Source organism: Roseicyclus marinus, assembly GCF_030163795.1.
GTDB lineage: Bacteria > Pseudomonadota > Alphaproteobacteria > Rhodobacterales > Rhodobacteraceae > Roseicyclus > Roseicyclus marinus.
In genome coordinates, this window is the sequence record NZ_JASJOF010000011.1 from 64,145 (window position 1) to 90,395 (window position 26,251).

The following is a 26,251-nucleotide window of genomic DNA, read 5'->3' on the forward strand; positions in this document are numbered from 1 at the left end:
CGCCGCCATGGTGCCGGATCGAAAGACGACGATCTTGCAACCACTTCGCGGTTGCCCTGCCGCGGGACCGTGTCACATTCACGCCGACGCCACCCATCCCGCTCCGGAGTTTCCGATGACACGCCCCCGTGCCGCCTTTGCCGTTCCCGGCGATCTCGAAACCCTCACGGGGGGGTATATCTACGACCGCCGCCTGCTGACCGAGATGCGCAACCAAGGCCGCGATGTGGCCCACATCCGGCTCGCCGGGTCCTTTCCCGATCCCACGCCCGCCGACATGGCCGACGCGGCCGAGCGTCTGGCGCGCGTTGCATCCGATTGCCCGGTCCTGATCGACGGGCTGGCGATGGGCGCGATGGACAGATCGGTGCTGACGGGCATGGCGGCGCCGATCGTGGCCTTGGTCCACCATCCCCTTGCCCATGAAAGCGGGCTTGCCCCTGCGGCGCGCGATCATCTTTACCGGACCGAGCGCGACAATCTCGCGCTGGCCGCCCATGTCGTCGTGCCGAGCCCCCATACTGCCGCGCTGCTGGTGTCGGATTACGGCGTTCCTGCCGATCACATCACCATCGCACGGCCCGGCACGGATCGCCCGCTTGGCCGGGTGGCGAAATCCGACCCGCCGCTGATCCTGTCGGTCGGCATTCAGGTCCCGCGCAAGGGGCATGACGTGCTGATCCATGCGTTGGCCCGGCTGCGCGACCATCGCTGGCAGGCCGTTATCGCGGGATCGGCACTTGACGCGGATCACGCCGCGCTGCTGGCGCAGTTGATCACCGATCACGGGCTCTCCGGGCAGGTCCGGTTGGCCGGACGCGTCTCGGGCGAGGAACTGGCCCGCCTCTATGGACAGGCAAGCGTCTTTGCCCTTGCCACCCGCTACGAAGGCTATGGCATCGTGTTCGACGAGGCGATGGCCCATGGTCTGCCGATCGTGACCTGCGCGACGGGTGCCGTGCCCGATACCGTCGCGCCGGGGGCGGGGCTGCTGGTGCCCCCCGATGACCCCGAGGCCTTTGCCGACGCCCTTGCCAAGGTTCTTGTCGATGCTGTCGCCCGCGCGGGCATGGCCACGGCTTCGGCGCTGGCAGGGGCGGCACTGCCGGGGTGGGACGCCTCCGCGCGCCTGGTGGGCGCGGTCTTCGACAAGGTGTCGGCGCGTGGATGATGCCGCCGATCTCGCCCTTGCCGAACGGCTTGCGGCGGAGGCCGGCGCGGGCCTTCTGAGCGCTTGGACAGACCGCGCGGGGCTGCATGTCACCACAAAACGGGCCGGCGATTTCGTGTCCGAGGCCGACCGCGAGGCCGAGGCACATCTGCGCGCGGGCATTTCCGGCGCGCATCCCGACGATGGCTGGCTGGGCGAGGAAACCGGTGCGCGCGCCGGAAACGGGCGGCGCTGGATCGTCGATCCGCTGGACGGAACCACCAATTTCTTGCGTGGCATCGGGCATTGGGCGGTGTCCGTCGCGCTGGAGCGCGATGGCGACCTGGTGCTGGGTGTGGTGCATGATCCGGTGCGCGGCGAAACCTTCAGCGCGTGTCGGGGCAGGGGGGCCACGCTGAACGGCAGGCCCATCGCTGTGTCGGGCACCGCCGATCTGTCGGCGGCGCTCTTTGGTACGGGCATTCCTTTCGGCGGCATGGATCATATCGACGATCACGCGGCCGATATCGCCCGGCTGATGCCGCATTGCGCGGGGGCGCGCCGGATGGGGGCAGCGGCGCTCGATCTGGCCTATGTCGCGGCAGGGCGGCTGGACGGGTTTTGGGAACGCAGGCTCCAACCTTGGGATATCGCCGCAGGCCTCGTCCTCTTGCGGGAGGCCGGGGCCATCGTCGAAGGCTGGGACAAGGACGAACGCCCCGAAGATACCGGAACCGTCGTTGCGGCGACGCCTGCTCTTTTTAGCGGATTCGCGACGATTCTGAGGGGTTAGCCCCTTATCCCCCGCGCCTGCCTCGGCGCCGGGTTTCCTGCTCCGGCATGTCAGATCGCGGAATTGTGATCGTAACCGCGCCATCCCGTGAAACCGGACGGCCCTTGGCCTGCGTGGCTTTGGCCGACGCCATGTGCTGTGGCGGGGGTTTGCGCCATGCCGCTCTGCGGCAGCGGACTTGCCGCGGGCGCATTCGATCTAGATAGCGAGCTTCGACAGGATAACAGGATGATCATGCCGACCAGCCCAGCCGCCAAGGCCGGGTCCGCTACCGCCGCGGTCCCCCGGTGCCACTCCGAAGTCCCCTTCGTGCCCGCTCTCGCGCCGAGAGCGATCGAACAGCTGCACCGCCTGCGGGGGGACCTCAAGGTCGGGCTGCCGGTCCTGTTGCGGCACGATGGCGATACCGTGCTGCTGGCGCTGATCGAATCCCTGACAGAATCGCGTTACACGGCGATGACAGAGCTCGGGCAGCCCGAGCTGATCATCACCCGCCGCCGGGCCGAGGCGCTGGGGATCCATCCGCCGATCCAGGGCGACACCCTGCGCTTCCGCCTGCCTGCGGGCGCGGATCGCGGCTGGTTGGCCTCGGTCGCCGGGCAGGGCGGGGCGAACGGAGCCGACATGGGCGCGGGCCTGCCCATCTTGCAGGCCGCGACAGCCCTGCACCGTGCCGCCATCGAGATCGCGCGGACGATGGAGGTTCTGCCCGCGATCCTTGCCATTCCGCTTTCCGACAGGGACGAGACGGAGATTGCCGCGCTTGGCCTGTCGTCCATGTCGTTTGCATCCGTCACCGAGGCGCTGGACGAGGTGCGCAGCCAGACCCGCGTCAGCTCGGCCCGACTGCCGATGGATGTCTCGTCCTCGGGGCGGGTGCATGTTTTCCGTCCCGATGATGGTGGCACGGAACATTACGCCATCGAGGTCGGAACGCCCGATTTCTCGGCTCCCGTGATGGTGCGCCTGCATTCCGCCTGTTTCACCGGCGACGTTCTGGGCAGCCTGAAATGCGATTGCGGCCCGCAATTGCGCGCCGCCATGGCCGCCATGGCCGAGGCGGGCGGCGGCGTGCTGATCTATCTCAATCAGGAAGGCCGCGGGATCGGGCTTGCCAACAAGATGCGCGCCTATGCGTTGCAGGATGCAGGGCTCGACACGGTCGAGGCGAACCACTGGCTCGGCTTCGAGGATGACCGACGCGATTTCCGCGTCGGTGCGCAGATCCTCGGCCGCCTCGGGATCGGGCGGGTGCGCCTGATGACGAACAATCCCGCCAAGATGGCCAGCCTGTCCGCGCTTGGGGTCGAGGTGGTAGAGCGTGTGCCCCTGCGCGTCGGCAAGACGGCGCAGAACGCGCATTACCTCGCGACCAAGGCCGCGAAATCGGGGCATCTGCTGTGATGCAGGCGCCCGCGCTCTGGTGTGTCGGCCCCGGTCGGGCTGAATTGCGCCCGGGCGCATTGGGCGAGGGCGTGGCCGTCGACATGTTGTTCAGCGGCATCAGCCGTGGCACCGAACGGCTGGTGTTCGAGGGCCGGGTGCCTGACACGGAACATGACCGGATGCGCGGTCCGGCGATGGAGGGGGATTTTCCCTTTCCGGTCAAATACGGTTATTGCGCCGTCGGCCGCGTGGCCGAAGGCGATCTTGCCGGACGCGCGGTTTTTGCGCTCCATCCCCATCAGGCGCGGTTTCGCCTGCCGCAATCGGCGCTGACACTCCTGCCCGATGCCCTGCCGCCCGGCCGTGCCGTGCTTGCCGCCAATATGGAAACGGCCCTCACGCTCCTGTGGGACAGCGGCGCGAGCGCGGGCGACCGGATTGCCGTGATCGGCGCGGGCGTTCTGGGCGCGCTGACCGCCCATCTTGCCGCCCGCCTGCCGGGGGCCGAGGTGACGCTGGTCGATACCAACGCCGACCGCGCCACGCTGGCCGCGCAACTGGGCTGCCGCTTTGCCGCGCCCGAGGCCGCGCCGCAGGATTGCGACGTGGTCTTTCACCTGTCGGCTTCCGCGCCCGGCCTTGCGACCGCCATCGCCAGCGCGGGGCGCGAGGCGACCGTGCTGGAGGGCAGCTGGTACGGGGCAGGGGATACGCCCGTGCCGCTTGGCGGGGCCTTTCACAGCCGCCGCCTGCGCCTTGTGGGCTCGCAGGTGGGACAGATCCCGCCCGCCCGCGCGCCGCGTTGGACTTATGCCCGCCGCCTTGCCAAGGCGCTGGACCTGTTGACCGATCCCGCGCTCGACGTTCTGATCTCGGGCGAAACCGCCTTTGCCGACTTGCCCGTCCGCTACGGCGCGATCCTGTCGGACCCCGCCACACTTTGCCACCGCATCCGCTACGACGCCCAGTAAGGAGACACCATGTTCGCCGTCGAAGTCCGCGATCACATCATGATCGGCCACTCCCTTCCCTCGCCCGTCTTCGGCCCTGCCCAAGGGCTGCACGGCGCGACCTTCACGGTCGACGCGGCCTTTTTCACGCAGGATATCGATGACCACGGGCTGGTGGTCGACATCGGCCTCGCGACCGAGGCGCTGGCCGAAACGCTGGCCCCGTTGCGCTACAAGAACCTCGACGAGGTGCCTGAATTCGCGGGTAAGTTCACCACGACCGAATTCCTGTGCGGTCATATCTTCGCGGCCATGGCCGACCGTGTCCGCGCCGGAAAGCTGGGCGATGGCGGCCGGGTGCGCAAGCTGCGCATCACGCTGCACGAAAGCCATGTCGCCCGCGCCTGGTACGAGGCGGAGGTCTGATCCATGGGCTTTTCCGCCGATTGGCTGGCGTTGCGCGATCCCGCCGACCGGGCGGCACGCGATGTCGCGCTGGCGCGGCGGGCGGCGGCTGCGGCGGGACCTGCGCCGCTGATCGTCGATCTGGGCTGCGGCACCGGGGCGACATGGCGGGCGCTGTCGCCCGTCCTGCCCGAGGGTGCGCGGTGGCGCTTCGTCGACAATGACCCGGCGCTGCTGGCCATCGCTGCTGCGGCGGCGGGTGACAGCGCCGAGACGGTCATGGCCGATCTCGCCGATCTCGACAGCCTGCCGCTGGCGGGCGCTACGCTGGTGACGGCCTCGGCCCTGCTCGATCTGGTGTCGGCTGAATGGGTGGCGGGGTTGGTCGCGCGCCTTGGGGTGCCGTTTTACGCCGCGCTCAGCTATGATGGGCGGATGAGCTGGACGCCCGAGGATCCGCGCGATGCCGCCATCACCGCGGCCTTCAACCGTCACCAGACGGGGGACAAGGGGCTTGGTCGGGCGCTGGGCCCCGAGGCCGCCGATCACGCCGTCCGCGTGTTCGAGGCGGCGGGCTTTACCGTTACATTGGCCGACAGCCCTTGGCAGCTTGGTCCCGATATGGCCGCGCTCCAGCGTGAATTGTGCGACGGCATCGCCGCCGCCGCCGCCGAGACGGGCCTGAGCGACGCCACCGCATGGAGCCACGCCCGCAGCGCCGGGGCCGCCGCGTCGCGCTGCCTCATCGGGCATCTCGATCTTCTGGCCCTGCCGCCCGCCCGTTCACCGGAGAGAGCCCATGTGCAGCATTGACGTGACCCCCCGCGTCTGGGAGCGGCTTTTGGCCGTGCGCCAAGGGTTGGCCTGCGCGTGTTGCGGACGGTGGAGCCCAGGTGAACGCGCCGCGCTTGCGCTCTACGGCCCGCTCGCGCGCCGCGACCTCGGGCCGGTCACCGTGGCGCAAATCGGACAATCGCTTGACGGGCGCGTGGCCACGTTCACGGGTGATGCGCGCGATGTTTCGGGGCCCGATGGTCTGGCGCATCTGCACCGCATCCGGGCGCTGGTCGACGGGGTGGTGATCGGCGTGGGCACCGCGCTTCATGATACGCCGCGCCTGACCGTGCGGCTCTGCCCCGGCCAGAACCCGGCCCGTATCATCATCGACCCCAAGGGCCGTTTGCCCGATGATGCGCCAGTGCTGGCCGACGACGGCGCGCGCCGCCTTGTGGTGCAGGCCGTCGACCGTGCGCGCCCCGAAGGCGTCACCGCGATCACGCTTGCCTCTCACGACGGGCAGTTGGACCCGGCCGAGATCCTTGCCGCGCTCCATGCCGAGGGGATCACATCGACGCTGATCGAAGGCGGCTCGATCACCATCGCCCGGTTTCTCGAGGCGGGTCTGCTGACCCGGCTTCAGGTCGCCATCGCGCCGCTTCTGATCGGGGGCGGCCCTCAGGGTCTGACCCTGCCCAGCCCCAGCGCCAAGCTGTCGGATGCGATCCGCCCCGACATGCGGGTTTTTTCGCTGGGGTCGGACGTGGTGTTCGATTGCGGCCTCAGCGCCGATGCCTTGGCCGCCACGGAACCGCTGCACCTGCGCACCAACCGCCAAGCCCGCGCCTGACGTCAGCGCACCCGCCGCCGTCAGAGACGACCGCAACTTGGGCGCAAACCGTCTATCCGGCTTGCGATCTGCCTCAACCGGGCGACATGCCCCGCAGCCGTTCCGACCGGCGGCGCAGCATTTCCACCACCGTCAGCAGGCCGATCGACACCACGACAAGGATCGTCGCCACGGCGAGGATCGTCGGGCTGATCTGCTCGCGCAGGCCGGTGAACATCTGCCACGGCAGGGTCTGCTGTTGCGCCGATCCGACGAAGATCACCACCACCACCTCGTCAAAGGAGGTGATGAAGGCGAACAGCCCACCCGAGATCACCCCCGGCAGGATGAGCGGCATCTGCACCCGGAAAAAGGTCGTGACCGGATTGGCCCCGAGGCTTGCTGCCGCCCGCGTCAGCGACCTGTCAAAGCCCACCAGCGTTGCGGTCACCGTGATGATGACAAAGGGAATGCCAAGCGCCGCATGGGCCAGAACGACGCCCCAGTAGGTGCCCTGCAACCCGACGCGCGAGTAAAAGAAATACATCCCCGCCGCCGAGATGATCAGCGGCACGATCATGGGCGAGATCAGCACCGCCATGATCGCGCCCTTGAAGGGCACATGGCTTTGCGACAGGCCGATGGCCGCCAGCGTGCCGAGGCTGACCGACAGCAAGGTCGCCACCGGCGCGATAGTCATCGAATTGCGCAAGGCCTGTTGCCAATCGGGATTGGTCAGGAAATCGCGGTAGTGGCGCAGGCTGTAGGCCTCCGGGTCAAAGGCCAGCATGCCGGGTGTGAAGGTAAAGAAGTTCTCGGCGTTGAAGCTGAGCGGGATCACGACAACGATCGGGGCCATCAGGAAAAAGAAGATCAGCCCGCAGATCACGCGGAACCCGTAGAACCACAGGCGTTCGCCGGTCGTGGCATAGGGCGGCAGTTTGGTATCCATTTTCTCTTACCCCAGCTTGACGTTGTCGATGCCCACGATCCGGTCGTAGAGCCAGTAGAGAACCAGCACGAGCGCCAGCAGGATCGACCCAAGTGCTGCGGCCAGACCCCAGTTCAGACTGTCGGAGATGTGGAATGCGATCCGGTTCGAGATGAAGATGCCGGTCCGGCCGCCCACGATCTCGGGCGTGATGTAATAGCCGATCGACAGGATGAAGACGAGAATGCAGCCCGCGCCGATACCCGGCACCGATTGCGGGAAATAGACCCGCCGGAACGCGGTCCAGTTCGTCGCGCCCAGCGATTTCGCGGCGCGCATGTAGCTGGGCGGGATCGTCTTCATCACCGAGTAGAGCGGCAGGATCATGAAGGGCAGCAGGATGTGTGTCATCGCCACGACTGTGCCGACCTGATTGTTGATCATCGCCAGCCGCGCGTCATCGGCCACCAGCCCGATCCACACCAGCAGGTCGTTGATCACGCCTTCTTGCTGCAACAGCACCTTCCAGGCGCTCGTCCGCACGAGGAGCGAGGTCCAGAACGGCAACAGGACAAGGATCAGCAGCATGTTCGACGTGCGCAGCGGCAAGTTCGACAGCAAATAGGCGATCGGATAGCCCAAGATCACGCACAGCCCCATGATCGTCAGCGACAGCACCATGGTGCGCTGGAACAGCAGCATGTAGATGCGCTGGTTTTCCTCGACGACCTCGATCCCGCTGGGCGTCAGTTGCAGGTCTACGGCGGCAAGGAAATACCCGGCCGTATAGGGGTCGGAAAAGGTCTGGATCGTGGTCCAGATCGGCATCTCCGCCCAGCCTTCGTCGATATCGGCAAAGGTCGCGCGCAGGTCGACAGGCGTGAAGCTGGCTACGGCGGCGGCAGCCTCTTGCAGTCTTACAACTTCGGCCCGTGCGAATTCGGGTCCTTCGACGGCACCGACCTCGGCCCCCGCGCTCAGATCGCGGTAAAGCGCGAGAAAGACCGTGTTCCACGGCTCTTCTGTCGTCGGGCTGTCGGGGTTGCGGGCTTCGGCCTGCAAGGCCAGCGCAAAGGACCGGTAGGCATCCGCAGTCTCGGGCAGCAGGTCCGCGATGCCGGGCGCAAGCTGAAAGACCGGCTCGCGCGCCTCGGTCTCGGTCGCGGCCCATGCCGCCTGCTCCGCGATCCAGTCGGGATCGGCCATCAGTCCGATCCATGTCGCGGGCTCTTCCCATGCGGGGTCGAGATCGATGAACTGGTCGGCATAGCCTTCGCCCACATCGTCGATGCCCCGGCCCGAGCGGCGGAAGATCGAGCTCAGGCCCGTTTCCTCGTAATTCAGGCGCGAACCCAGTCGCGTGTGGATACGCCGTTCGACCGCCGCATGAAGGTCATAGGCCAGCGCGGCGTAGATATCCTCGGAGGGCAGGTCTTCGGCGTCCCAATCCTCGAGCGCGATCACGGTGCGCGGCAGGGTTTCCGACACGATCTGGTTTTCGACCGACCGGAACAGCATGTCGAGGATCGGTGCGACGAACGTCACGAGCAAGAAGATCAGCAAGGGCGCGATCAGCGCCAGCGCCCGCAGCTTCTGTGCCCTCAGCGCCCGGTTCAGGCTCTGTTTCAGCGGCCTTCCGTCGGCGGCCAGCATCGGGCCGGTCTGGGCCGCGTCGTCGCGGCGGGCCTCGGCGGCGGCCTGGCTCAGATTGCCTGCGGTGGCGTCGCTCATGGGGCAAAATCCTCGGGCAGCGGAAAAGGGGATGCCGGGGCGGTCGCGCCGCCCCGGCATGTGTCATGGAAAGCCGGCGATTACTGGGCCAGCCACGCCTGGAAGCGTGCGTCCAGATCATCGCGGTAATCGGCCCACCACAGGTAGTTGAACACGATCACACGCTCGGAATTGGCCGGGTTCGTCGGCATATGCGGTGCCATCTCAACACCCAGCTCGGCATGGGTGCCGACCAGCGGTGCCGAGGAGTTGCGCGCCGGCCCATACGAAATATAGGCCGCCTGATCCGCCAGACGCTGCGTGTCGGTCCCGAAATAGAGGAAGTCGAGCACGCGGTTCAGACGATCCTCGGGCAGACCCTCGGGGATCACCCAACCGTCAAGGTCAAACACCTGTGCATCCCACAGCATCTCGATCGGCTGGTCCTGCTCGACGATGGCCGAGAACAGGCGCCCGTTGTAGGACGAGCCCATCACAGCTTCGCCGTCGGCCATGAACTGGATCGCTTCGGCGGCAGAGGTCCACCACAGCGTGTCTTCCTTGATCCGGTCGAGCATGGCAAAGGCGCGGTCGATGCCTTCCTCGGTTTCCAGCACGTCGTAGATGTCTTCCTGTGCGACACCGTCACACAGAAGCGCCCATTCGAGGTTGTTGATCGGACGGCGTTCCAGCGTGCGCGTGCCGGGGAAATTCTCCGTGTCGAACAGCGCGCAGACGCTGTCGGGCGTGCGGCCTTCCCATGCGGCAACGTCGGTGCGATAGCCGTTGGTCGTCGAATAGACGATTTGCGGGATGAAGCAGTCCGAAACGATCAGGTCGCCAAAATCTTCGGATGCAGGCGTGCCATCGGGCGCGGGCGCGAGGATCTCATCGTGGTCGACCTCCATCGCCAGACCCTCGTCGCAAAGCCGGATGGCATCGGCGGCCACCACGTCGACAAGGTCCCAGGTCACGTTGTTGGCCTCGAACATCGCGCGCATCCGCGCCACGGCCTCGGGGCTGCTTTCGTCCCAGACGATGGTCACGTCAGGGTTCGCCGCCTGGTAGGGGTCGGTATAGGCGTTGATCTGGCTGGCCTGGTAGGCCCCGCCCCAGCTGACGAAGGTGACCGTATCGGCCATCTCCTGTGCATGGGCGGCAGGGGCCAGCAACATCGCGGCGGCCCCGGTTTTCAAAAGGGATTTCAAGGTCATCTTGTCTCACTCTCCTTGGTTGGACTTCGGGTTTGTGATCGAATGAACGCGCTCGGAGCGGCCATGGCCCCGGTCTCAGGCGTCAAGCGCGCGGCAATCCTGCGGCAGCCAGCCGATCTCGATCCGCTCGCCCGGTTTCAGGCGGCGCTGATCGGGGGCGTTGCGGGTCTTGACCACGAAATCCTCGTGGCCCGCGACCCGCAGGCGGGTGCGATAAATGTCGCCCATGTAGATGAACTCGACCACTTCGGCCTTCAGCGTATGGGCGTCGGGCGCAAGCCGGTCCTTGTTCATCTCGACCCGCTCGGGCCGGATCGACACCTTGGTGCGCTGGCCCACCTCGGACACGTTCACCGGCAGGGCGTCGATCAATTCGCCATCGTCGAGCCTTACGACGCACATGTCCTCGTGCATCTCGGCGACCGTGCCCTCCAGCGTGTTGTTCTCGCCGATGAACTGGGCCACGAAACTGTTCTGCGGCTGTTCGTAAAGCACGTCGGGCGCGTCCAGCTGCTGGATGCGGCCATCGTCGAAGACCGCGACCCGGTCCGACATGGTCAGCGCCTCGGTCTGGTCATGGGTCACATAGACCACCGTGATCCCCAGCCGATGGGCAAGGTTCGTGATCTCGAATTGCATCGTTTCGCGCAATTGCTTGTCGAGCGCACCCAGGGGCTCGTCCATCAGCACCAGCTCCGGCTCGAACACCAAGGCACGGGCGAGTGCGATCCGCTGCTGCTGGCCGCCCGACAATTGCGCCGGCCGGCGTCCGCCGAAATCGCCCATCTGCACCATGTCGAGCGCGCGCATCACCTTGGCTTCGCGGTCGGACTTGCCGATCTTGCGCACTTCGAGCGGGAAGGCGAGGTTTTCGGCCACGGTCATATGCGGAAAGAGCGCATAATTCTGGAACACCATCCCGATGCCGCGCTTGTGCGGCGGGATATTGTTGATCGGGTTGCCGCCCAGCGTGATCTCGCCATGGGTGGCGGTCTCGAACCCCGCCAGCATCATCAGGCAGGTCGTTTTGCCCGAACCCGATGGGCCGAGCATGGTCAGGAACTCACCCTTGCCGATCGCGAGGTTCAGATCCTTCACGACCAACGTTTCACCGTCGTAGCTTTTCTGCACGCGGTCGAAGGACACGAACGCGTCTTGCATCTCCGATGGCAAATCCAAACTCCCTGCTTCGCGGCACGATGTCGCTTTTGTACAAGTCGTTTTTAGACCATTCTTGACGCTGTGACGCAACCGGCCCAGCCGGGTTCGTGCAAAATAGAGCCTCAAAACATTGAACTAAAACAAAATATTTAGGATTTGGGCCCGATCAAATTCGGGTAGATGCTTAATATGAAGGCACAAAAACGACACGATTCCGGTACGGATGCGTGTCGTTTTTCATGGGCTTGCGAATGCGCGCCGGGGCTGCGCCTCAATCCTTGACCAGCAATTGCCGCGGGACATGGGCGAGGCATTCCACCCCGGTCTCGGTGATCAGGATCGATTCCGTGATCTCGAAGCCCATGTCCTCAAGCCACAGGCCGGTCATGAAATGAAAGGTCATGCCGGGTTCCAGCACGGTCCTGTCGCCCGCCCGCAGGCTCATGGTCCGCTCGCCCCAATCGGGGGGATAGCTCAACCCGATGCCATAGCCGGTGCGGTTGTCCTTGATGATGCCATGCCGGGCCAGCACGCCAAAAAACGCCAGCGCGATATCCTCGCAGGTGTTGCCGGGGCGTGCGGCCTCCAGCCCCGCCTCGATCCCTTCCAGCGTCGCGGCTTCGGCATCGCGGAAGGCCTGCGTCGGTCGCCCCAGAAACACCGTGCGCGACAACGGGCAGTGATAGCGCCGATAGCAGCCCGCGATCTCGAAGAACGTGCCTTCCCCGGCCTGTAACGGCCTGTCGTCCCATGTCAGGTGCGGCGCGCTTGCCTCCCGCCCCGAGGGCAGCAGCGGCACGATGGCCGGGTAATCGCCGGCAGGTCCGTTTCCGCCCCGGATGCCGCTGTCGTAGATCTCGGCCACGAGGTCGGATTTGCGCATCCCGACCTCGACCACGTCGAAGATGCGCTGGTGCATCCGCTCCACGATGAAGGCTGCTTGCCGCATATAGCCGATCTCGGCTTCCGATTTCACCGCGCGCTGCCAGTTGACCAGCGCGGTGGCATCGACGAACCGCGCTTCGGGCAGGTTTCGCGTCAGGCTGACGAAAGCCGCCGCCGAGAAATAGTAATTGTCCATCTCCACGCCGATGCGCAGCCGCCCCCACCCCCGGTCACGCAGCACGCCCGACAAATAGTCCATCGGATGCAGATCGGGGTTCTGAACATAAAGATCCGGGTAGCCCAGAATGTGGCTGTCGCGCAGCCAAGAGGTCAGGCGCGCGCCATTGGCATCTTGCCCCCGCCCGAACCAGATCGGGTCGCCATGCGGCGGCACGATCACGCATTGATGGACGTAAAAGGACCAGCCGTCATAGCCCGTCAGCCAGTTCATGTTCGACGGGTCGGTGACGATCAACAGATCGCAGCCCCGCGCCGCCATCGCATGGCGCGTCTTGTCCAGCCGGGCGGCATATTCCTCGGGGGTGAACCGGAACATCTGGGCGGTCATCGGCACCGTCCTTGGCTGTGAATGGCAAGGGGCGGGCCCGCGTAACGGCGTGTCCCACCCCTCAAGCCTGACATGCCATCGCCTGCGACCATGCCGTCATGGCGACCCTCGCGGTCCCCGAAACGACATCCTGCCGGTTCCGCGCCCGTTCCGAACGCTCTGCCTTTACCGCGCATCTGATGGGTGTGCTCGGCCCAGACAGCGCGGCCCGGTTCGCATGTTCCTGCATGACGGGCCATTGACCCGTCGGAATGACGCTTTCAGGGGACAGGGCCGATACCCGCAAGCGCGGGGGGGCAGGCTTGCGGCTCAGGTCAGCCTTGCCGGGAACCCTTCGGCGCGCAGATCGGTGCCAAGCGCATCCTCCAGGAGCTTGACGATCTGGGTTGATTGCGCCTCGCCGCCATAAACGGCGCGGCCCTTGAGAAAGGTCTGGTTGGTCATGCTGGCCAGATCCAGCGGCACGCCGAATTCGCGGCCAAAGCCCATGGCGAAGCCCAGATCCTTGAGCGCAAGGTCCATGGAAAAGGCGATGTCGTAGCTGCCGTTCAGGATCAGCTGCCCCTCGGTCTCATGCACGAAGGAGGTGCCAGAGGAGGCGGCGATCGCCTCCCACGCGGTCTTGAGGTCAAGGCCCCCGCGCTTGGCCAGCATCAGCGCTTCGCCATCGGCCACCAGATGGATGAAGGCCAGCATGTTGGTGATCACCTTGATGATCGCGGCACTGCCCAAGGGGCCCATATGGAACAGCCTGTTGCCGATGACCTCAAGCGCGGGGCGGTGCAGCGCCACCAGATCGGCATCGCCGCCCGCAAGCACCGTGATCTCACCCCGTGCGGCCAGATGGACGCCACCCGTCACCGGGGCCTCGAGCAGCCGGATACCTGCGGCCTCGGCCACGGCACCAAGGCGGATGATGTCGTCGCGCCCGAGTGTGGAATTCTCGATCCATGTGCTGCCCGGTTTCATCTTGGGCAGGATGTCCCCCAGCACCAGTTCCGACACGGCGGGCGAGGGCAGGCAGGTGAACACGTGATCGGTGACGGCCGCGACCTCGGCGGCGCTTCCGGCGACGGTTGCGCCCATCTCGGACAGCCGCAGGGCGAGGCTTGGGTCGCGGTCGTAGACGGTCACCTGATGACCGGCACGGATCAGGCTCGCCGCGATATGCCCGCCCAGATTGCCCAAACCGATATAGCCGTAATTCATGATCCGTATCCCACCAATGCCTTGATTTCGCAAAAGTCGTGAATGCCCCAATCGGCATATTCACGTCCGTTGCCCGACTGTTTGTAGCCGCCGAAAGGCGCGAAAGTATCCCAATCGGGGCCGTTGATGTTGACCTGTCCCGCGCGCAGTCGGCGCGCAACCGCGCGGGCTGCGCCGTGCGGACCCGAGGCATAGGCGGCAAGGCCGTAAACCGTGTCATTGGCCATGGTGACGGCGTGATCGACGTTCTCATAGCCGATGATCGACAGGACAGGGCCAAAGATTTCCTCGCGCGCGATGGTCATCTCGTGGGTTACATGGCCAAAGACCGTGGGTCGTACGAACCAGCCCATGTTGATCCCGTCCGGTCTGCCCAATCCGCCCGCGGCAAGGGTCGCGCCCTCCGTGATGCCGGTCGCAATCAGCCCCTGCACCTTGTCCCATTGCGTGCCCGAGATCAGCGGCCCCATGGTGACGGCCGGATCGGTCGGATCGCCGATGACGACGGTGTCGGCGGCCGCCTTGGCCGCGTCCATCGCGTCCGCCATCTTGTCCATGGGCACGAACATCCGCGTCGGCGCATCGCAGCTTTGGCCGGTATTGCCGAAACAGGCGAGCGTCCCTGCCGCGACCGCAGCGGCCAGATCGGCACCGGGCAGGATGATATTCGCCGATTTCCCGCCCAATTCCTGCGCCACGCGCTTGACCGTCGGGGCGGCCGATTGCGCGACCGCAACCCCCGCCCGCGTCGATCCGGTGAAGGAGACCATGTCGACTTGCGGATGCGCGGTCAAAACCGCGCCGACATCCGCGCCCGTGCCTTGCACAAGGTTGAAGACACCGGGCGGCACCCCTGCCTGATCGCACAATTCGGCAAAAAGGAGCGCCGACAACGGCGCCAGTTCCGACGGTTTCAGCACCATGGTGCAGCCAGCGGCAAGCGCCGGGGCGACCTTGCACACGATCTGGTTCATCGGCCAGTTCCACGGCGTGATCAGTGCGCAGACACCGATCGCCTCGCGCAAAATCCGGGTCGCGCCCCGCTGTTCTTCCCAATGGAAATCGCGCGCGGCCTGGATCGTGGTTTCCAGATGGATCTGGCCCGCCCAAGCCTGCGCCTCGCGGGCTGCCGTGATGGGCGCACCCATCTCGGTCGACATCGCCCGCGCGATCTCGTCGAACCGGGCGGTATAGGCTGCAAACAGCGCCTCGAGCAGTGCTACCCGATCCGCCAAAGCCCAAGCCGAGAACCCGTCAAAGGCCCCGCGCGCCGCCATCACCGCGCGATGGGCGTCATCGCCATTGCCCAAGGCCAGATCGCCAAGGCTTGCCCCCGTGGCGGGGTTCTCGACCGCCATGCGCGCGCGGCCCAAGGGGGCGACCCATGCGCCGCCGACATAATGCTGGGACAGCCGGTGCAACATGACCTTACCGGAAATAGATGTTGAACCGTTTGCGGATCGCCACGTCGATCTCGGGCGAGACCTGGCAGCCCGCGCTGGCAAGGATCGCGTTCTTGCGCGCGATCGCAGTGTCAAGCAGCAGGGGTTGGCCCGCCTCGACCCATTCCTTGGGGCTCATCCGGTTGCCGACCTTGGGATAGACATATTCCGTCTGCATCAAGCCCAGCGTCTGATCGGTGCCAAGGTAATGTCCGGGGCCACCCAGACAGACCTGCTTCATCGCCTCGATCGAGGTGCTGTCCTCGGTCACGTCGATGCCGCGCACCAGCCGCATGGCCTGGCCCAGGATATCATCGCCCAAAACGAGGCTTTCCAGACAGAACCCCAGAAGCGAGGCATGCATGCCCACCGTTTCGTAGCACAGGTTGAGGCCCGACAATCCCGCCAGCGCATTGGTGATGCCCTGTTCCCAACCCGCCTGCATGTCGGGCAGCTTGCTGTCGGAAATCCCCGAGGCAGCGCCCCCAGGCAGGTCGTAGAACCGGTGCATCTGCGCGCAGCCCGCCGTCAGCAGCGCCTGTTCGGCCGATCCGCCCGACATCGCCCCCGTGCGCAGATCGCTGACAAAGGGCCATGTACCGAAGATCGCAGGCGCGCCCTTCTTGATCGCGTTGACATAGACGACACCCGCAAGACATTCGGCCACGGCTTGCACGATCGCCAGCGCGATGGGGGCAGGGGCCGTGGCCCCCGCTTGGCCCGCCGACAAAAGCAGCATGGGCATGCCACGGCGGACGCAATCCTCCATCGTGATGCAGGATTCCTCGGCGAATTTCATGGGCGGCACGACGAAGCAGTTGGAATTGCTGACGAATGGCCGCTCCAGCCATTTCTCCTCGCCGCCCGCAACCATGTGCAGCATCTCGAAGCAATCGGCGACATGGGCCGGATCGCTGAAGGATGTCCCCACATGCTTTTTCGTGCCCGCAAGGCAGGCGTAAAGCGTGTTGAGGTCCATCTCCCGATTGTCCTTCACATCGCGGCAGACCATCGTGCGCTGATAGAAATGGATATTGTCGAGGTTATCGACGAGCCGCGCACCGTCATAAAGATCCTGCGCGGTCGACTCGCGGTATTCATGCGTGACCGGGTCGACGATATGCACTGCCGCTCCCGCCGTCCCGAAATGCACGTTGGTCCCCGACAGGTGCATGTCATGCTTGGGGTCGCGCGCATGCAGCGTGATGTTGCGCGCGGCGACCGCCAGCATGTCCTCGACCAGCGCGCGGGGAAAGCGGATGCGCCCGTCATCGCCCCGGATCGCGCCCGCACCCGTCAGGATCTCGACCCCCGAGGGCGGCGCATCGGCCAGCCCGATCACCTCCAGGGCTTCAAGCGCGCTTTGATGGATCTTTTCCATCCCGGCATCGCTCAACGGGCGATACTGCCCGCCGGACATGCCGGGGCGAACGGGGCGTTTGTCCTCGGCCAAGGGGGCCGCGCGCAGCGCCACCCGCGCCGCCCGCCCGCCCGCGCGCCGCGCGCGCGCGGGCTCGCAGGTTGCGCCGATAACCGGCATGTCGGTTTGTGCTATCTGGCTGTCCGGTATCATGGTCACATCCGCACCCGTTCGGCTTTGGGGTCATAAAGGGGGGTCAGGCTGGCGCGGGCCTTGTGCCGCACGCCGGCCACTTCGATTTCGTAAGCGCTGGCAAGAACTTGCTCGGCTGTCTCGCCGGGGCAGGGGACATAGCCCATCCCGATGGCACCGCCCAAGGCATGGCCGTAATTGCCGCTTGTCACCGGGCCCACGATCTTGCCGTCGCGCAAGATCGCCTCGTTGTGGAACAGGAGCGGCTCGGGGTCTTCGAGCTGGAATTGCAGCATCATCCGAAGAAGCCCGGCATCTTGCTTGCGCATCACTGCGTCGCGGCCGATGAAATCGCCCTTGGCGGGTTTCACCGCAAAGCCCAGACCCGCCTCCAGCACATGATCCTCGTCGGTGATGTCATGGCCGAAATGGCGATAGGCCTTTTCGATCCGGCAACTATCCAGCGTGTGAAGGCCACAGAGCTTCAGCCCGTGATCCGCACCCGCATCACGCAAGGTCTCGAAAACATGGGCGGCCATGTCGGTGGAAACGTACAGTTCCCACCCCAATTCACCGACGTAGGAAATGCGATGCGCGCGGGCCAGCCCCATCCCGATCTCGATCTCGCGCGCCGTGCCGAAGGCGAAACCCTTGTGGCTCAGATCATCGGGGCTGACGGCGCACAACAGGTCGCGCGCCTTGGGGCCCATGACGCAAAACACGGCCTCAGACGCTGTCATGTCCACGATGGCGACCGCATGATCGCCTTGATGGCGGCGCAGCCATGCCAGATCGCGTTGCAGCGTGGCCCCCGGCACGACCAGCAGATAGGCGGTTTCCGACAGACGCGTGACCGTCAGATCGCTTTCGATGCCGCCGCGATCGTTCAGCATCTGGGTATAGACGACCCGGCCCTTGGTCACATCCACCTGATTGGCGCAAAGCCGGTTGAGGAAGGCAGATGCGTCCCGCCCCTCGACCCGGATCTTGCCAAAGGATGTCATGTCGAAAAGGCCCACGCCATTGCGTACCGCCATATGCTCGGCACGCTGGTTGCCAAACCAGTTCTGGCGGCCCCAGCTGTAGCGATATTCCCGTTCCTGCCCCGGTTCCGCAAACCAGTTTGCGCGTTCCCAGCCCGCCACCTCGCCGAAAACCGCGCCTGCGGCCTTGAGATGTTCGTGAATGGGCGACCGCCGCACGCCGCGCGCGGTCTCGACCTGCCGATAGGGCCAGTGATCGGCGTAAAGCAGGCCCAGCGTCTCGGTCACGCGCTCCTTCAGGTAGCGGCGGTTGCGCTGGAAGGGCTGGGCGCGGCGGATATCCACCTCCCACAGGTCGAAGGGCGGCTCGCCCTCCGCGATCCAATGGGCCAGCGCCATGCCCGCGCCACCCGACGAAACGATCCCGATCGAATTGTAGCCCGCCGCGATCCAGTAGCCCTTCAGCTCCGGCGCTTCGCCCAGATAGTAGCGGTCATCGGGGGTGAAGCTTTCGGGCCCGTTGAAAAAGGTATGGATGCCCGCCGTTTCGAACATCGGCATACGCTTGGTCGCCATCTCGAGGATCGGCTCGAAATGCTCGAAATCTTCCGGCAGGGCGTCGAAACAGAAATCTTCGGGAATACCGCCCATGCCCCATGGCTTGGCGCGTGGCTCGAATGCGCCCAGCATCATCTTGCCAGCGTCCGATTTGTAATAGGCGCATTCATCCGGCACCCGCAGAACCGGCAAATGCCCAAGTCCTTCGATGGGTTCGGTCACAAGGTAGAAATGTTCGCAGGCATGCAGCGGCAAGGTCACGCCGGATTGGGCGGCCAGATCGCGGCCCCACATGCCGCCGCAATTGATCACCACATCGGCGGCGATATGGCCCTGTTCGCTGCCGTTGTCCCAGTTCACGCCGGTCGCACGCGCGCCGTCATCGGTGACGCCCGTGACCTTGACGCCTTCAAGGATCGTGGCGCCCGCCATCCGCGCGCCCTTTGCCAGCGCCATGGCGATATTGGCCGGGTCGCATTGCCCATCCCCCGGCAGATGCAGTGCGCAGGTGACATCGCCGATTTCGACATGCGGATACATCGCGCGCACTTCGGCCTTGCTGATTTCATGCACCTCGACACCAAAGGTGCGGGCGACGGTCGCCTGCCGCAGCAATTCCTCGCGCCTATCCGCCGTCAGGCCCAAGGAGATGGACCCCACCTGCCGCATGCCGGTGGCGACACCCGTTTCCGCCTCGAGCTTGGTGTAGAGGTCGGCGGAATACTTGGCCAATCGCGTCATGTTCTGGCTGCCGCGCAACTGGCCCACCAGACCCGCCGCATGCCAAGTGGTGCCGCAGGTTAGCTGCTTGCGCTCCAAAAGCACGATGTCGGTCCAGCCGAGCTTGGCCAGATGATAGGCGACCGAACAACCCGAGACACCGCCGCCGATGATGACTGCGCGTGCGTGCGTTGGGGGTTTTGCCATGATGTCAGGCCCTCAACCGGCTGTTGTCGGGGTCCCAAAGCGGGCCATCGGGCTGCACCACCGCCGCGCGGCGCTGCCCGTAGATATCGACCTCGATCTCTGTTCCCGGCACGGCCAGATCAGCGCGCACCATGCCCAGCGCGACCGACCCGCCGACGCGGTAGCCCCATGCCCCCGAAGTGGTTTCGCCCACGACCTGCCCGTCATGCCAAAGCGTCGACATATAAGGCGCATCCGCCGCCCCTGCATCCACGCGCAAGGTGACGAAGCGCTTGGTCACGCCCGCCTGTTTCTCGGCCAAAAGCGCCTGTTTGCCGGGGAAATCCTGCGCCTTGTCGAAGCGGATGAACCGATCAAGACCGCCCTGCAGCAGGCTGTAATCCGTGGACAAATCGCCCTTCCAGGCGCGGTAGCCCTTTTCGATGCGCAAACTGTTCAGCGCGAACATGCCGAAGGGCTTGGCCCCTTGGGCCAGCACCGCCTCGTAAATCGCTGGAATATCACCGTTCTCGGCATGAACTTCCCAGCCCAACTCACCGGCAAAGGACACACGCGCAAGCATGCAGGGGCGGCCAGCGACATTGGCGGCCTGATGGCTCAGCCATGGCAAGGTCAGATCGGCCGTTGTGCCCACGGCCGCGAACAAATCGCGCGCGCGGGGACCGGTGACGATCAATGTCCCGTAGTCGCGGCTGTGATCTTTCAGCGACAGCCCTTCGGGCAGATCGCGGGCCAACCATTCGAAATCATGCCATTGCGCGACCGCAGCCGTGATCAGGGTAAAGGCATCTTCGTCATGACGCAGGATCGACATCTCGGTCAGGATGCGGCCCCGCTTGTCGGGGAAATAGCCAAGGTTCATCCGCCCGACCTTGGGCAAGGCCCCCGCGATCTTGCCCGACAGCCAATCGGCCGCTCCCGCGCCCGTCAGTCGGAAGCGCGAAAACCCCGGCAGGTCCAGAACCCCCACATCGTCGTGCACAGCCTCGCATTCCTCGCGGATGCGCGCCTCCCACGGGCCTGCGCGGTTCCAGGTCTGGGTCGCTTCCTCCGACGTGTCATCGCCCGGTTGCGCGAACCAATTGGCGCGTTCCCAACCGCCATAGGCCCCCATCTGCCCGCCCAGCGCCTTCACCCGTTCATGGATGGGCGACACCTTGCGGTCCGGGGCGGCAGGCCAGCGATGCCACGGGAAATGCATCGCGTATTCGTGGCCGTAGACCTCCATCCCCTTGGCCACACAGTAATCGTGGTCGGTGTAATCGGTGAACCGGCGCGGATCGCACGACCACATATCCCACTCGGTCGCGCCCTGCGTGATCCATTCGGCCAAGACCTTGCCCGCGCCACCGCCCTGCGCGATGCCGAAGGTGAAAACACAGGCTTCGAAGGCATTGGGCACCCCCGGCATCGGCCCGATCAGCGGGTTGCCATCAGGTGTATAGGGGATCGGGCCGTTGATGACGCGCGCCAGACCCGCTTCGGCCAGAAGCGGCACACGCGCCATCGCATCCTCGATCTGGAAGGACAGCCGTTCCAGATCATCAGGGTAAAGCTGGAAGCTGAAATCCTCGGGCATCGGGTCCGACGGGTCGACCCAATGCGCCCGGCATGGCCGCTCGTATGGGCCAAGGTTGAAGCCGTTCTTCTCCTGCCGGAGGTAATAGGACGTGTCGACATCGCGCAAAAGCGGCAGCTTGTGTCCCGCCTCAGCCGCCCAGTCGCGGATTTCCGGCACCTCGTCGAAGACCATGTATTGATGGCTCATCACCATCATCGGCACGGTCCGCCCGCCATAGGGCTTGAACCATTCGCCGACGCGCTGGGCGTAATAGCCTGCGGCATTGACCACGATCTCGCAGCGGATATCGCCCTTTTCGGTCTGCACGATCCAGTCGCCGTTCTCGCGTCTGACACCCGTGGCGGGGCAAAAGCGCACGATCGTGGCCCCCAGATCACGCGCGCCCTTGGCAAGTGCCTGCGTCAGCTGCGCGGGGTCGATATCGCCATCGGCCGGATCGTAGAGCGCGCACTTGATGTCATGGGTCTCGATGAACGGATATTTCGCCTTGATCTCGTCGGGTGACAGGATCTCCAGAGACATGCCTTGATAAAGCCCCATGCCGCGCGCGCGGGCGAATTCCTGCATCCGCTCGTCGGAATGGCCCAACCGGATCGAGCCTGTCACATGGTAGTTCATCGGGTAATCGACCGCCGCGCCAAGCCCGCGGTACAGCTCGGTCGAATAGCGCTGCATGTTCATGATCGACCACGAGGTCGAAAAGGTCGGCACATTGCCCGCCGCATGCCAGGTGGACCCTGCGGTCAGCTCGTTCTTTTCCAGCAGCACGCAATCTGTCCAGCCCGCCCGCGCCAGGTGGTACAGCGCCGACACACCGACCGCCCCACCGCCGATGATCACCACGCGTGCCTGACTTGGTACCTCCGACATGCGCTTTCCCCCCTTGGTCTTGGGGTCGAGTATTCCCGCTGGCAAAGAACAGTTCAATTCGTCAGAAGAATGTGTATTGATCGGAAAAATCGATCAGGGGGCGCCATGAACCTCGAGCAGATCCACACCTTTCTGGACCTGTGCGAGACGCGCAGCTTCAACCGTACGGCAAGCCGGCTGGGCGTCACGCAATCGACCATCTCGGGCCGGGTTCAGGCGCTCGAGACGGCGCTGGGCTGCAAGCTTCTTGAACGCAGCCGCGCAGGTACGGAACTGACCACCGAAGGCTTGCGCTTCGAGCCGCATGCCCGCGCGATGCGCAATGGCTGGACGGTGGCGACACAGGCGGTCAAGGGCGCGGGCAATGCCGCGATGGCCATGCGCATCGGCATCCAGCATGATCTCTTGGGCGATCAGGTGGCCCAATGGGTCAAGGCGGTGCAAGGCGCGGTGCCCGAGACCGCCCTCTATGTCGAGGCCGATTATTCCGCCCAGATGTGCGCCGATGTGCGCGACGGCCAGCTTGATCTTGCCATTCACTACACCCCAAAGCCGCATCCGGATCTGTATTTCGAAACGCTGGGCGAGGTGGCCTATGTCATGGTCTCGACCGAGGCCACCGATCTGTCCGATATCCGGCCTGACAGCTACATCTTGCCCAATTATGCACCGGCCTTTTCCACCACCCATGCTGTGCTTTTGCCGACCTTGTCGATGGGGGCCGTTTCGAGCGGGCAAAACGCGGTTATCCGGGGCCTTTTGCTGGCCTTGGGCGGCAGCACCTATGTCCTGAGAGAGACGGCGCGCGATCTGGAACGGGCAGGATTTGCACGGCCCGTCGCCCGTGCGCCACGGATCGAACAGCCCGTCTATGCCGCCATCCATCTGCGCAACCGTCACCGGGGCGCGCACCGCCGAATCTTGCGCGCGCTCAGGGCGCATCTCGCCGGTCGGTCGGCCTGATCCCCAGAGCGCGCGCCGCGGATCGCGCGGCGGGCGGACACTGGCCACAGGTCTGACGTCCCGCGGAAAACGGACCTTCCGGCAGGGTGCTCGGCGTCCGACGGGACCCATGTTGCTCCCTGCGCATGACGTACCGAAACCGATCGAAAGCAAGTCTGAAAGGGTGGCGGCCCTTTGCGGGGCCTTCCGGGGCCAGTCATGGCCCTCGGTCGTGGTCTTTGTGATCTTGGGAAACTGGCTGGGGTGGTAGGAGCCCTTTACTGTTGTTGTTCCTTCTCACCTTTTCCTCTGCCTCCCTATCCTCTGGGGCGATTACTGGGGCAATCAGGGTGCCTCGGGTGCCGTTTCGAGGGCTCTGGTGGCGGCACGGTCACGGGGCCGTCTGAAGGCCCGCCCGCTCACAGTCTGGCAGGAAGCCCCGGACGCGTCGCTCTGACGGTCTGATCGCGCCTCTGCCGTCAACCGAGCCATGTCGCAGGCGTAGTCTTCAGCGGTCCCGTCGGGGTACCCATTGTTCCTTGTCCTTGGTCAACCTCACCGGAGAGACAACGATGAAAAAAGAAAAAGGGAAGAAGGCCCCCCGGCGTTGCCGCCGGAGGGTTGGTTATGGTCGTCCTGAACGGATCACATAGTCAGCCAGCACTTCCCAGTAGTGGTGCCGGTCCCGGTAGCCCTGAGCCCGGGCTGCAAGGTCTTCCGCTTCTTCCCTCGACAGCCCACCGTCGAACTCAGCGATGGCCGCCCGCTCCTCGAAGGCGTCGATGTCAGGAAGGCGGTTCATCCCGGCAACCTGATCGCGTCGACTATCACCCGCTTCTGCTCGTCGCTGATACCTGCCGAGTAGATCGAGTAGGTTAGCCGGTTCTCCGACCGGGCCGACTGGTGGCCGACAAGGGACGCGGTGAAGTGCTCAGGAACGCCCGCCCGTTCGCACTGGGTGATGAACCACTTCCGGGTAGAGTGAAACACCAGCCCGGGACGGTCGAGACCCAGCTGCCCTCGGAGAAAATGCTTGCTCAACTGACACTAAGCCGCCACCACTACGTGGTGAAGACCGGCAAGACCGACTGCTAGGATCGAGTAGTTGCGCAGTTGGTGAGCCATAAGCCCGAGGTAAATTTATAGGATGTCTCTGACAACCGAACAGCAACTACTGATCGAACAGCGTGTCGCCAACGACGGAAAGTCGACCTTGGTTGCTTATCTAATCTGGTTTTTTGCGGGTTTCTTTGGAGCACATCGCTTCTATCTCGACAAAGGAAATAGCGGCTTTCTCATGTTGGTGTTTGCTGTCTTTGCCTGCGCCGCTCTTCTTGGGGGGACGCTACTGTTTCTTGTGGTTCCATCGTTTGTTTGGGTGGTAATTGACTTTTTTCTTATTCCGAGCATGGCCAGCCAGAGCCGCGACGAACTCAGAACAAGACTGATGCGCAACGCAGACAGTGATCAGTAACAACAAGCATATCTGGCGCCGTGGCAGACTTGCGCTAGAATTTCAACGCTGGACCGATCAGTGCGGCGCCGCTGCCGTCTCCCTTGCACTAGGTCACGTATTTGCCAGTTCGTAGCGACTGCAAGGTGCGTCCCTATCCTCTGGGGCGGTTACTGGGCCAATCTTAACGTCTATGGTTGATCAGGGAACAGGTGGGGTCTGTCTGGCAATGGAGGGCATAATGATCTTCGCGCTACTGGTGCTAGGGCTCATCATCATGGCCTTCTACAGCGCCAATCTTCTCAGAAAGGAAGGCTTCTCACTCTACAACTTCTTTTCTGTGGTGAACATCGTGCTGATCATCATGATCCTGATCACCAAAACATGAGCGACCGATGAACAGACAGGGACCGCCTGACAAAGACACCGGGAAGCCTGAAGCCGCGCCTCAAGCAACCCCGGTCAGACCGAAACAGGAAAGCGCTTTCGAGGGCTGGCTGAGAGACGAAGAACGAAGCCCATACGGCTGGATCTGGCAGGCCCTTGCGTCGGTCATATTGCTTGCTGTCCTGCTGTTCTTGGAATGACCCGCCAGCGGCCCACGGAGTGCTACACAGGCACCTTCTTTGGCTTGGCACTACTGTACCCATTGAAGGCTCCGTCTTGCCGCCCTCGGAACCACTCCAAAAAAGACAAGGTAGCGAGACCCCGACGCAGCCGAAGCCGCGCCGGAGGGTTGTTTATGGTCGTCCCGAACGGATCACATAGTCAGCTAGCACCTGCCAGTAGTGGTGCCGGTCTCTATAGGTCTGAGCCCGTGCCGCTAGGTCTTCCGCCTCCTCCCGTGTCAGCCCACCTTCGAACTCAAGGATGGAGGGGGCGTAGGGAGAAGCCCTGCCTTGAATTTCTGAAGCGTTCAACGCAAGCTTTCGATGGCGGCAAGCCAAAGGATTAAATGATATGGATAGCGACGCGAACTTCTTTGACAACATTTTGACAATACTCACGCTCGCGTGGGGCGTCGTGCTCGGGCTTGCCTTGGCGAGTTTGATCGTAGAGTTCTCGGCTAAAGCAATAAAGAAACATTCGCTACCAGTTGGCCGCACAATCCTCAACGTCACTTTCTTCGCGCTTATCTACTTCTCAATGTTTGTTTGGGATCCCCCGCTCGCACCTATGCTTTCTGAGATGCACTCCACGGTAAATATTGGCGCCCAGTTGGCCCTCGCGCTGATGGTTGGAATACCATATGTGGTGATAGGCCTAGTGTTCATTCTGTTTAGCGCTCGTTCAACTGAATCTGTGGGTGTTGAGAAGGCAGGTCGAGAAGACAACAAAGAGCGTGAGGTAGCAGAGAGCGATCAAGAGATGATGGCGCGTATTCGTCGCGAGGAGGAATATCGGCTCCAAGTGCGTCGGACCCTCGAAGGGGAAAAGAATACTGATGCCAATAGCTAGTCCTACCTGTCACCCGTCCCTTAGTTAAACTTGTGGCTTCGTCTCTATAACCTCAACTGAGGAACCCCCTGTATCTAAATAAAGAAACCTAGATACAGGAGATGACCATGCTGACCACCTTCGCCGTCTGGGCGGCGCTGGGCTTGTCTGCCCGGACCGTACTCGGCCACGTCTTGCGGTTGAAGCTACGCCGCCGCCTAGCGATCCCTCAAAGCCTTGCCGGGGCGACTATCTACACCGCCGGGGCCCTGTCGCTCTTCGCGTTGATGCCCTTCGCCCCCGCCCTGATCCCGGTGCCGTTTGGGGTGATCTTTGGGTTCTTCATCCTCGACGCCGTGCTGGTCAAAGCGTGACGCCATGGATCGAACCACACTCAAACCCGGTGCGGTCGTAACCACCCGGTTGGTACCGCGGCTGATCAGGCGGCCTCGGCCTGAGCGGCGGCAATGGGCGTCCAGTTCCACGGCAGGAGCTCGTCGAGCCGGTTGATCTTGTGATCGTGGATGCGGTCGAGTA

Annotated in this window: 23 protein-coding genes; 12 read left to right on the forward strand and 11 right to left on the reverse strand. The window is 64.3% G+C overall.

Going from position 1 to position 26,251, the window contains the following annotated elements; genetic code table 11:
• The first annotated feature begins 115 nt into the window (after positions 1–115).
• The 7 genes from QQK63_RS15325 (at position 116) to QQK63_RS15355 (ending at position 6,311) form a co-directional block, all read left to right on the forward strand.
• Positions 116–1,171, forward strand: coding sequence for a glycosyltransferase family 4 protein (locus QQK63_RS15325; protein ID WP_277822159.1), 1,056 nt, complete (start codon positions 116–118; stop codon positions 1,169–1,171).
• The gene (locus QQK63_RS15330) at positions 1,164–1,943 is read left to right on the forward strand and encodes an inositol monophosphatase family protein (protein WP_277822157.1); all 780 of its coding nucleotides are present in this window, start codon (positions 1,164–1,166) and stop codon (positions 1,941–1,943) included. Before QQK63_RS15325 ends, QQK63_RS15330 begins: the two co-directional genes overlap by 8 nt.
• A gap of 228 nt (positions 1,944–2,171) precedes the next feature.
• Positions 2,172–3,347, forward strand: a complete 1,176-nt coding sequence (gene ribA, locus QQK63_RS15335; protein ID WP_277822155.1) for a GTP cyclohydrolase II — start codon at positions 2,172–2,174, stop codon at positions 3,345–3,347.
• On the forward strand, positions 3,347–4,300 hold the full coding sequence (locus QQK63_RS15340) for a zinc-dependent alcohol dehydrogenase (protein WP_277822153.1): 954 nt from the start codon (positions 3,347–3,349) through the stop codon (positions 4,298–4,300). Before ribA ends, QQK63_RS15340 begins: the two co-directional genes overlap by 1 nt.
• Before the next feature lie 9 nt (positions 4,301–4,309).
• Positions 4,310–4,705: a 6-pyruvoyl trahydropterin synthase family protein gene (locus QQK63_RS15345; protein WP_277822151.1), complete on the forward strand. Its 396-nt coding sequence runs from the start codon at positions 4,310–4,312 to the stop codon at positions 4,703–4,705.
• A 3-nt stretch (positions 4,706–4,708) separates the two neighbouring features.
• On the forward strand, positions 4,709–5,497 hold the full coding sequence (locus tag QQK63_RS15350) for a class I SAM-dependent methyltransferase (protein ID WP_277822149.1): 789 nt from the start codon (positions 4,709–4,711) through the stop codon (positions 5,495–5,497).
• The gene (locus tag QQK63_RS15355) at positions 5,484–6,311 is read left to right on the forward strand and encodes a RibD family protein (protein WP_277822147.1); all 828 of its coding nucleotides are present in this window, start codon (positions 5,484–5,486) and stop codon (positions 6,309–6,311) included. The genes QQK63_RS15350 and QQK63_RS15355 overlap by 14 nt, the downstream gene beginning before the upstream one ends.
• A gap of 73 nt (positions 6,312–6,384) precedes the next feature.
• On the opposite strand, the gene QQK63_RS15360 is transcribed toward QQK63_RS15355, so the two are convergent.
• The 10 genes from QQK63_RS15360 to QQK63_RS15405 all read right to left on the reverse strand — a co-directional run bounded on the left by QQK63_RS15360 (position 6,385) and on the right by QQK63_RS15405 (position 21,882).
• Positions 6,385–7,242, reverse strand: coding sequence for an ABC transporter permease (locus tag QQK63_RS15360; protein ID WP_277822145.1), 858 nt, complete (start codon positions 7,240–7,242; stop codon positions 6,385–6,387).
• A 6-nt stretch (positions 7,243–7,248) separates the two neighbouring features.
• Positions 7,249–8,952: an ABC transporter permease gene (locus QQK63_RS15365; RefSeq protein WP_377135747.1), complete on the reverse strand. Its 1,704-nt coding sequence runs from the start codon at positions 8,950–8,952 to the stop codon at positions 7,249–7,251.
• 80 nt (positions 8,953–9,032) lie between these two features.
• Positions 9,033–10,145 (reverse strand): extracellular solute-binding protein, encoded by a 1,113-nt coding sequence (locus QQK63_RS15370; RefSeq protein ID WP_277822143.1) that lies wholly within the window; start codon positions 10,143–10,145, stop codon positions 9,033–9,035.
• 75 nt (positions 10,146–10,220) lie between these two features.
• Positions 10,221–11,306 carry an ABC transporter ATP-binding protein gene (locus tag QQK63_RS15375; RefSeq protein ID WP_277822141.1) on the reverse strand — a complete coding sequence of 362 codons (1,086 nt, stop codon included), beginning with the start codon at positions 11,304–11,306 and terminating at the stop codon, positions 10,221–10,223.
• A gap of 271 nt (positions 11,307–11,577) precedes the next feature.
• Positions 11,578–12,759, reverse strand: coding sequence for an ectoine hydrolase DoeA (gene doeA, locus QQK63_RS15380; RefSeq protein ID WP_277822139.1), 1,182 nt, complete (start codon positions 12,757–12,759; stop codon positions 11,578–11,580).
• Between the two features lie 309 nt (positions 12,760–13,068).
• Positions 13,069–13,968, reverse strand: coding sequence for an NAD(P)-dependent oxidoreductase (locus QQK63_RS15385; protein WP_277822135.1), 900 nt, complete (start codon positions 13,966–13,968; stop codon positions 13,069–13,071).
• Complete coding sequence (locus tag QQK63_RS15390) at positions 13,965–15,392, reverse strand: aldehyde dehydrogenase family protein (protein WP_431312821.1); 1,428 nt, start codon at positions 15,390–15,392, stop codon at positions 13,965–13,967. Before QQK63_RS15390 ends, QQK63_RS15385 begins: the two co-directional genes overlap by 4 nt.
• Positions 15,393–15,396: 4 nt before the next feature.
• Entirely contained in the window at positions 15,397–16,950 is a 1,554-nt protein-coding gene (locus tag QQK63_RS15395; protein WP_277822280.1) for a trimethylamine methyltransferase family protein, read from the reverse strand.
• Between the two features lie 35 nt (positions 16,951–16,985).
• Positions 16,986–19,430, reverse strand: coding sequence for a GcvT family protein (locus QQK63_RS15400; RefSeq protein ID WP_277822133.1), 2,445 nt, complete (start codon positions 19,428–19,430; stop codon positions 16,986–16,988).
• A 4-nt stretch (positions 19,431–19,434) separates the two neighbouring features.
• Positions 19,435–21,882 carry a GcvT family protein gene (locus QQK63_RS15405; protein ID WP_277822131.1) on the reverse strand — a complete coding sequence of 816 codons (2,448 nt, stop codon included), beginning with the start codon at positions 21,880–21,882 and terminating at the stop codon, positions 19,435–19,437.
• 105 nt (positions 21,883–21,987) lie between these two features.
• On the opposite strand from QQK63_RS15405, the gene QQK63_RS15410 reads away from it, so the two are divergent.
• Positions 21,988–22,845 carry a LysR family transcriptional regulator gene (locus QQK63_RS15410; RefSeq protein ID WP_277822129.1) on the forward strand — a complete coding sequence of 286 codons (858 nt, stop codon included), beginning with the start codon at positions 21,988–21,990 and terminating at the stop codon, positions 22,843–22,845.
• A 604-nt stretch (positions 22,846–23,449) separates the two neighbouring features.
• Here the strand turns inward: QQK63_RS15410 and QQK63_RS15415 are convergent.
• A complete protein-coding gene (locus QQK63_RS15415) occupies positions 23,450–23,626 on the reverse strand; it encodes a hypothetical protein (protein WP_277822027.1) in 177 nt (58 codons plus the stop codon).
• A 345-nt stretch (positions 23,627–23,971) separates the two neighbouring features.
• Between QQK63_RS15415 and QQK63_RS15420 the strand changes: the two genes are divergently transcribed.
• From QQK63_RS15420 to QQK63_RS15435, 4 genes are all read left to right on the forward strand, one after another.
• Positions 23,972–24,298, forward strand: a complete 327-nt coding sequence (locus QQK63_RS15420) for a TM2 domain-containing protein (protein WP_277822029.1) — start codon at positions 23,972–23,974, stop codon at positions 24,296–24,298.
• Positions 24,299–24,518: 220 nt separating this feature from the next.
• Complete coding sequence (locus QQK63_RS15425) at positions 24,519–24,665, forward strand: hypothetical protein (RefSeq protein WP_277822031.1); 147 nt, start codon at positions 24,519–24,521, stop codon at positions 24,663–24,665.
• A gap of 572 nt (positions 24,666–25,237) precedes the next feature.
• Positions 25,238–25,735 carry a hypothetical protein gene (locus tag QQK63_RS15430; protein ID WP_277822032.1) on the forward strand — a complete coding sequence of 166 codons (498 nt, stop codon included), beginning with the start codon at positions 25,238–25,240 and terminating at the stop codon, positions 25,733–25,735.
• A 107-nt stretch (positions 25,736–25,842) separates the two neighbouring features.
• Positions 25,843–26,088, forward strand: coding sequence for a hypothetical protein (locus QQK63_RS15435; RefSeq protein ID WP_277822035.1), 246 nt, complete (start codon positions 25,843–25,845; stop codon positions 26,086–26,088).
• Positions 26,089–26,251: the final 163 nt, after the last annotated feature.

Coding starts and splice junctions, on each gene's coding strand:
- QQK63_RS15325 (WP_277822159.1), top strand. CDS start 116: ATGACACGCCCCCGTGCCGCCTTTGCCGTTCCCGGCGATCTCGAAACC.
- ribA (WP_277822155.1), top strand. CDS start 2,172: ATGATCATGCCGACCAGCCCAGCCGCCAAGGCCGGGTCCGCTACCGCC.
- QQK63_RS15340 (WP_277822153.1), top strand. CDS start 3,347: ATGCAGGCGCCCGCGCTCTGGTGTGTCGGCCCCGGTCGGGCTGAATTG.
- QQK63_RS15345 (WP_277822151.1), top strand. CDS start 4,310: ATGTTCGCCGTCGAAGTCCGCGATCACATCATGATCGGCCACTCCCTT.
- QQK63_RS15350 (WP_277822149.1), top strand. CDS start 4,709: ATGGGCTTTTCCGCCGATTGGCTGGCGTTGCGCGATCCCGCCGACCGG.
- QQK63_RS15355 (WP_277822147.1), top strand. CDS start 5,484: ATGTGCAGCATTGACGTGACCCCCCGCGTCTGGGAGCGGCTTTTGGCC.
- QQK63_RS15360 (WP_277822145.1), bottom strand. CDS start 7,242: ATGGATACCAAACTGCCGCCCTATGCCACGACCGGCGAACGCCTGTGG.
- QQK63_RS15365 (WP_377135747.1), bottom strand. CDS start 8,952: ATGAGCGACGCCACCGCAGGCAATCTGAGCCAGGCCGCCGCCGAGGCC.
- QQK63_RS15370 (WP_277822143.1), bottom strand. CDS start 10,145: ATGACCTTGAAATCCCTTTTGAAAACCGGGGCCGCCGCGATGTTGCTG.
- QQK63_RS15375 (WP_277822141.1), bottom strand. CDS start 11,306: ATGCAAGACGCGTTCGTGTCCTTCGACCGCGTGCAGAAAAGCTACGAC.
- doeA (WP_277822139.1), bottom strand. CDS start 12,759: ATGACCGCCCAGATGTTCCGGTTCACCCCCGAGGAATATGCCGCCCGG.
- QQK63_RS15385 (WP_277822135.1), bottom strand. CDS start 13,968: ATGAATTACGGCTATATCGGTTTGGGCAATCTGGGCGGGCATATCGCG.
- QQK63_RS15390 (WP_431312821.1), bottom strand. CDS start 15,392: ATGTTGCACCGGCTGTCCCAGCATTATGTCGGCGGCGCATGGGTCGCC.
- QQK63_RS15395 (WP_277822280.1), bottom strand. CDS start 16,950: ATGCCGGTTATCGGCGCAACCTGCGAGCCCGCGCGCGCGCGGCGCGCG.
- QQK63_RS15400 (WP_277822133.1), bottom strand. CDS start 19,430: ATGGCAAAACCCCCAACGCACGCACGCGCAGTCATCATCGGCGGCGGT.
- QQK63_RS15405 (WP_277822131.1), bottom strand. CDS start 21,882: ATGTCGGAGGTACCAAGTCAGGCACGCGTGGTGATCATCGGCGGTGGG.
- QQK63_RS15410 (WP_277822129.1), top strand. CDS start 21,988: ATGAACCTCGAGCAGATCCACACCTTTCTGGACCTGTGCGAGACGCGC.
- QQK63_RS15415 (WP_277822027.1), bottom strand. CDS start 23,626: ATGAACCGCCTTCCTGACATCGACGCCTTCGAGGAGCGGGCGGCCATC.
- QQK63_RS15420 (WP_277822029.1), top strand. CDS start 23,972: ATGTCTCTGACAACCGAACAGCAACTACTGATCGAACAGCGTGTCGCC.
- QQK63_RS15425 (WP_277822031.1), top strand. CDS start 24,519: ATGATCTTCGCGCTACTGGTGCTAGGGCTCATCATCATGGCCTTCTAC.
- QQK63_RS15430 (WP_277822032.1), top strand. CDS start 25,238: ATGGATAGCGACGCGAACTTCTTTGACAACATTTTGACAATACTCACG.
- QQK63_RS15435 (WP_277822035.1), top strand. CDS start 25,843: ATGCTGACCACCTTCGCCGTCTGGGCGGCGCTGGGCTTGTCTGCCCGG.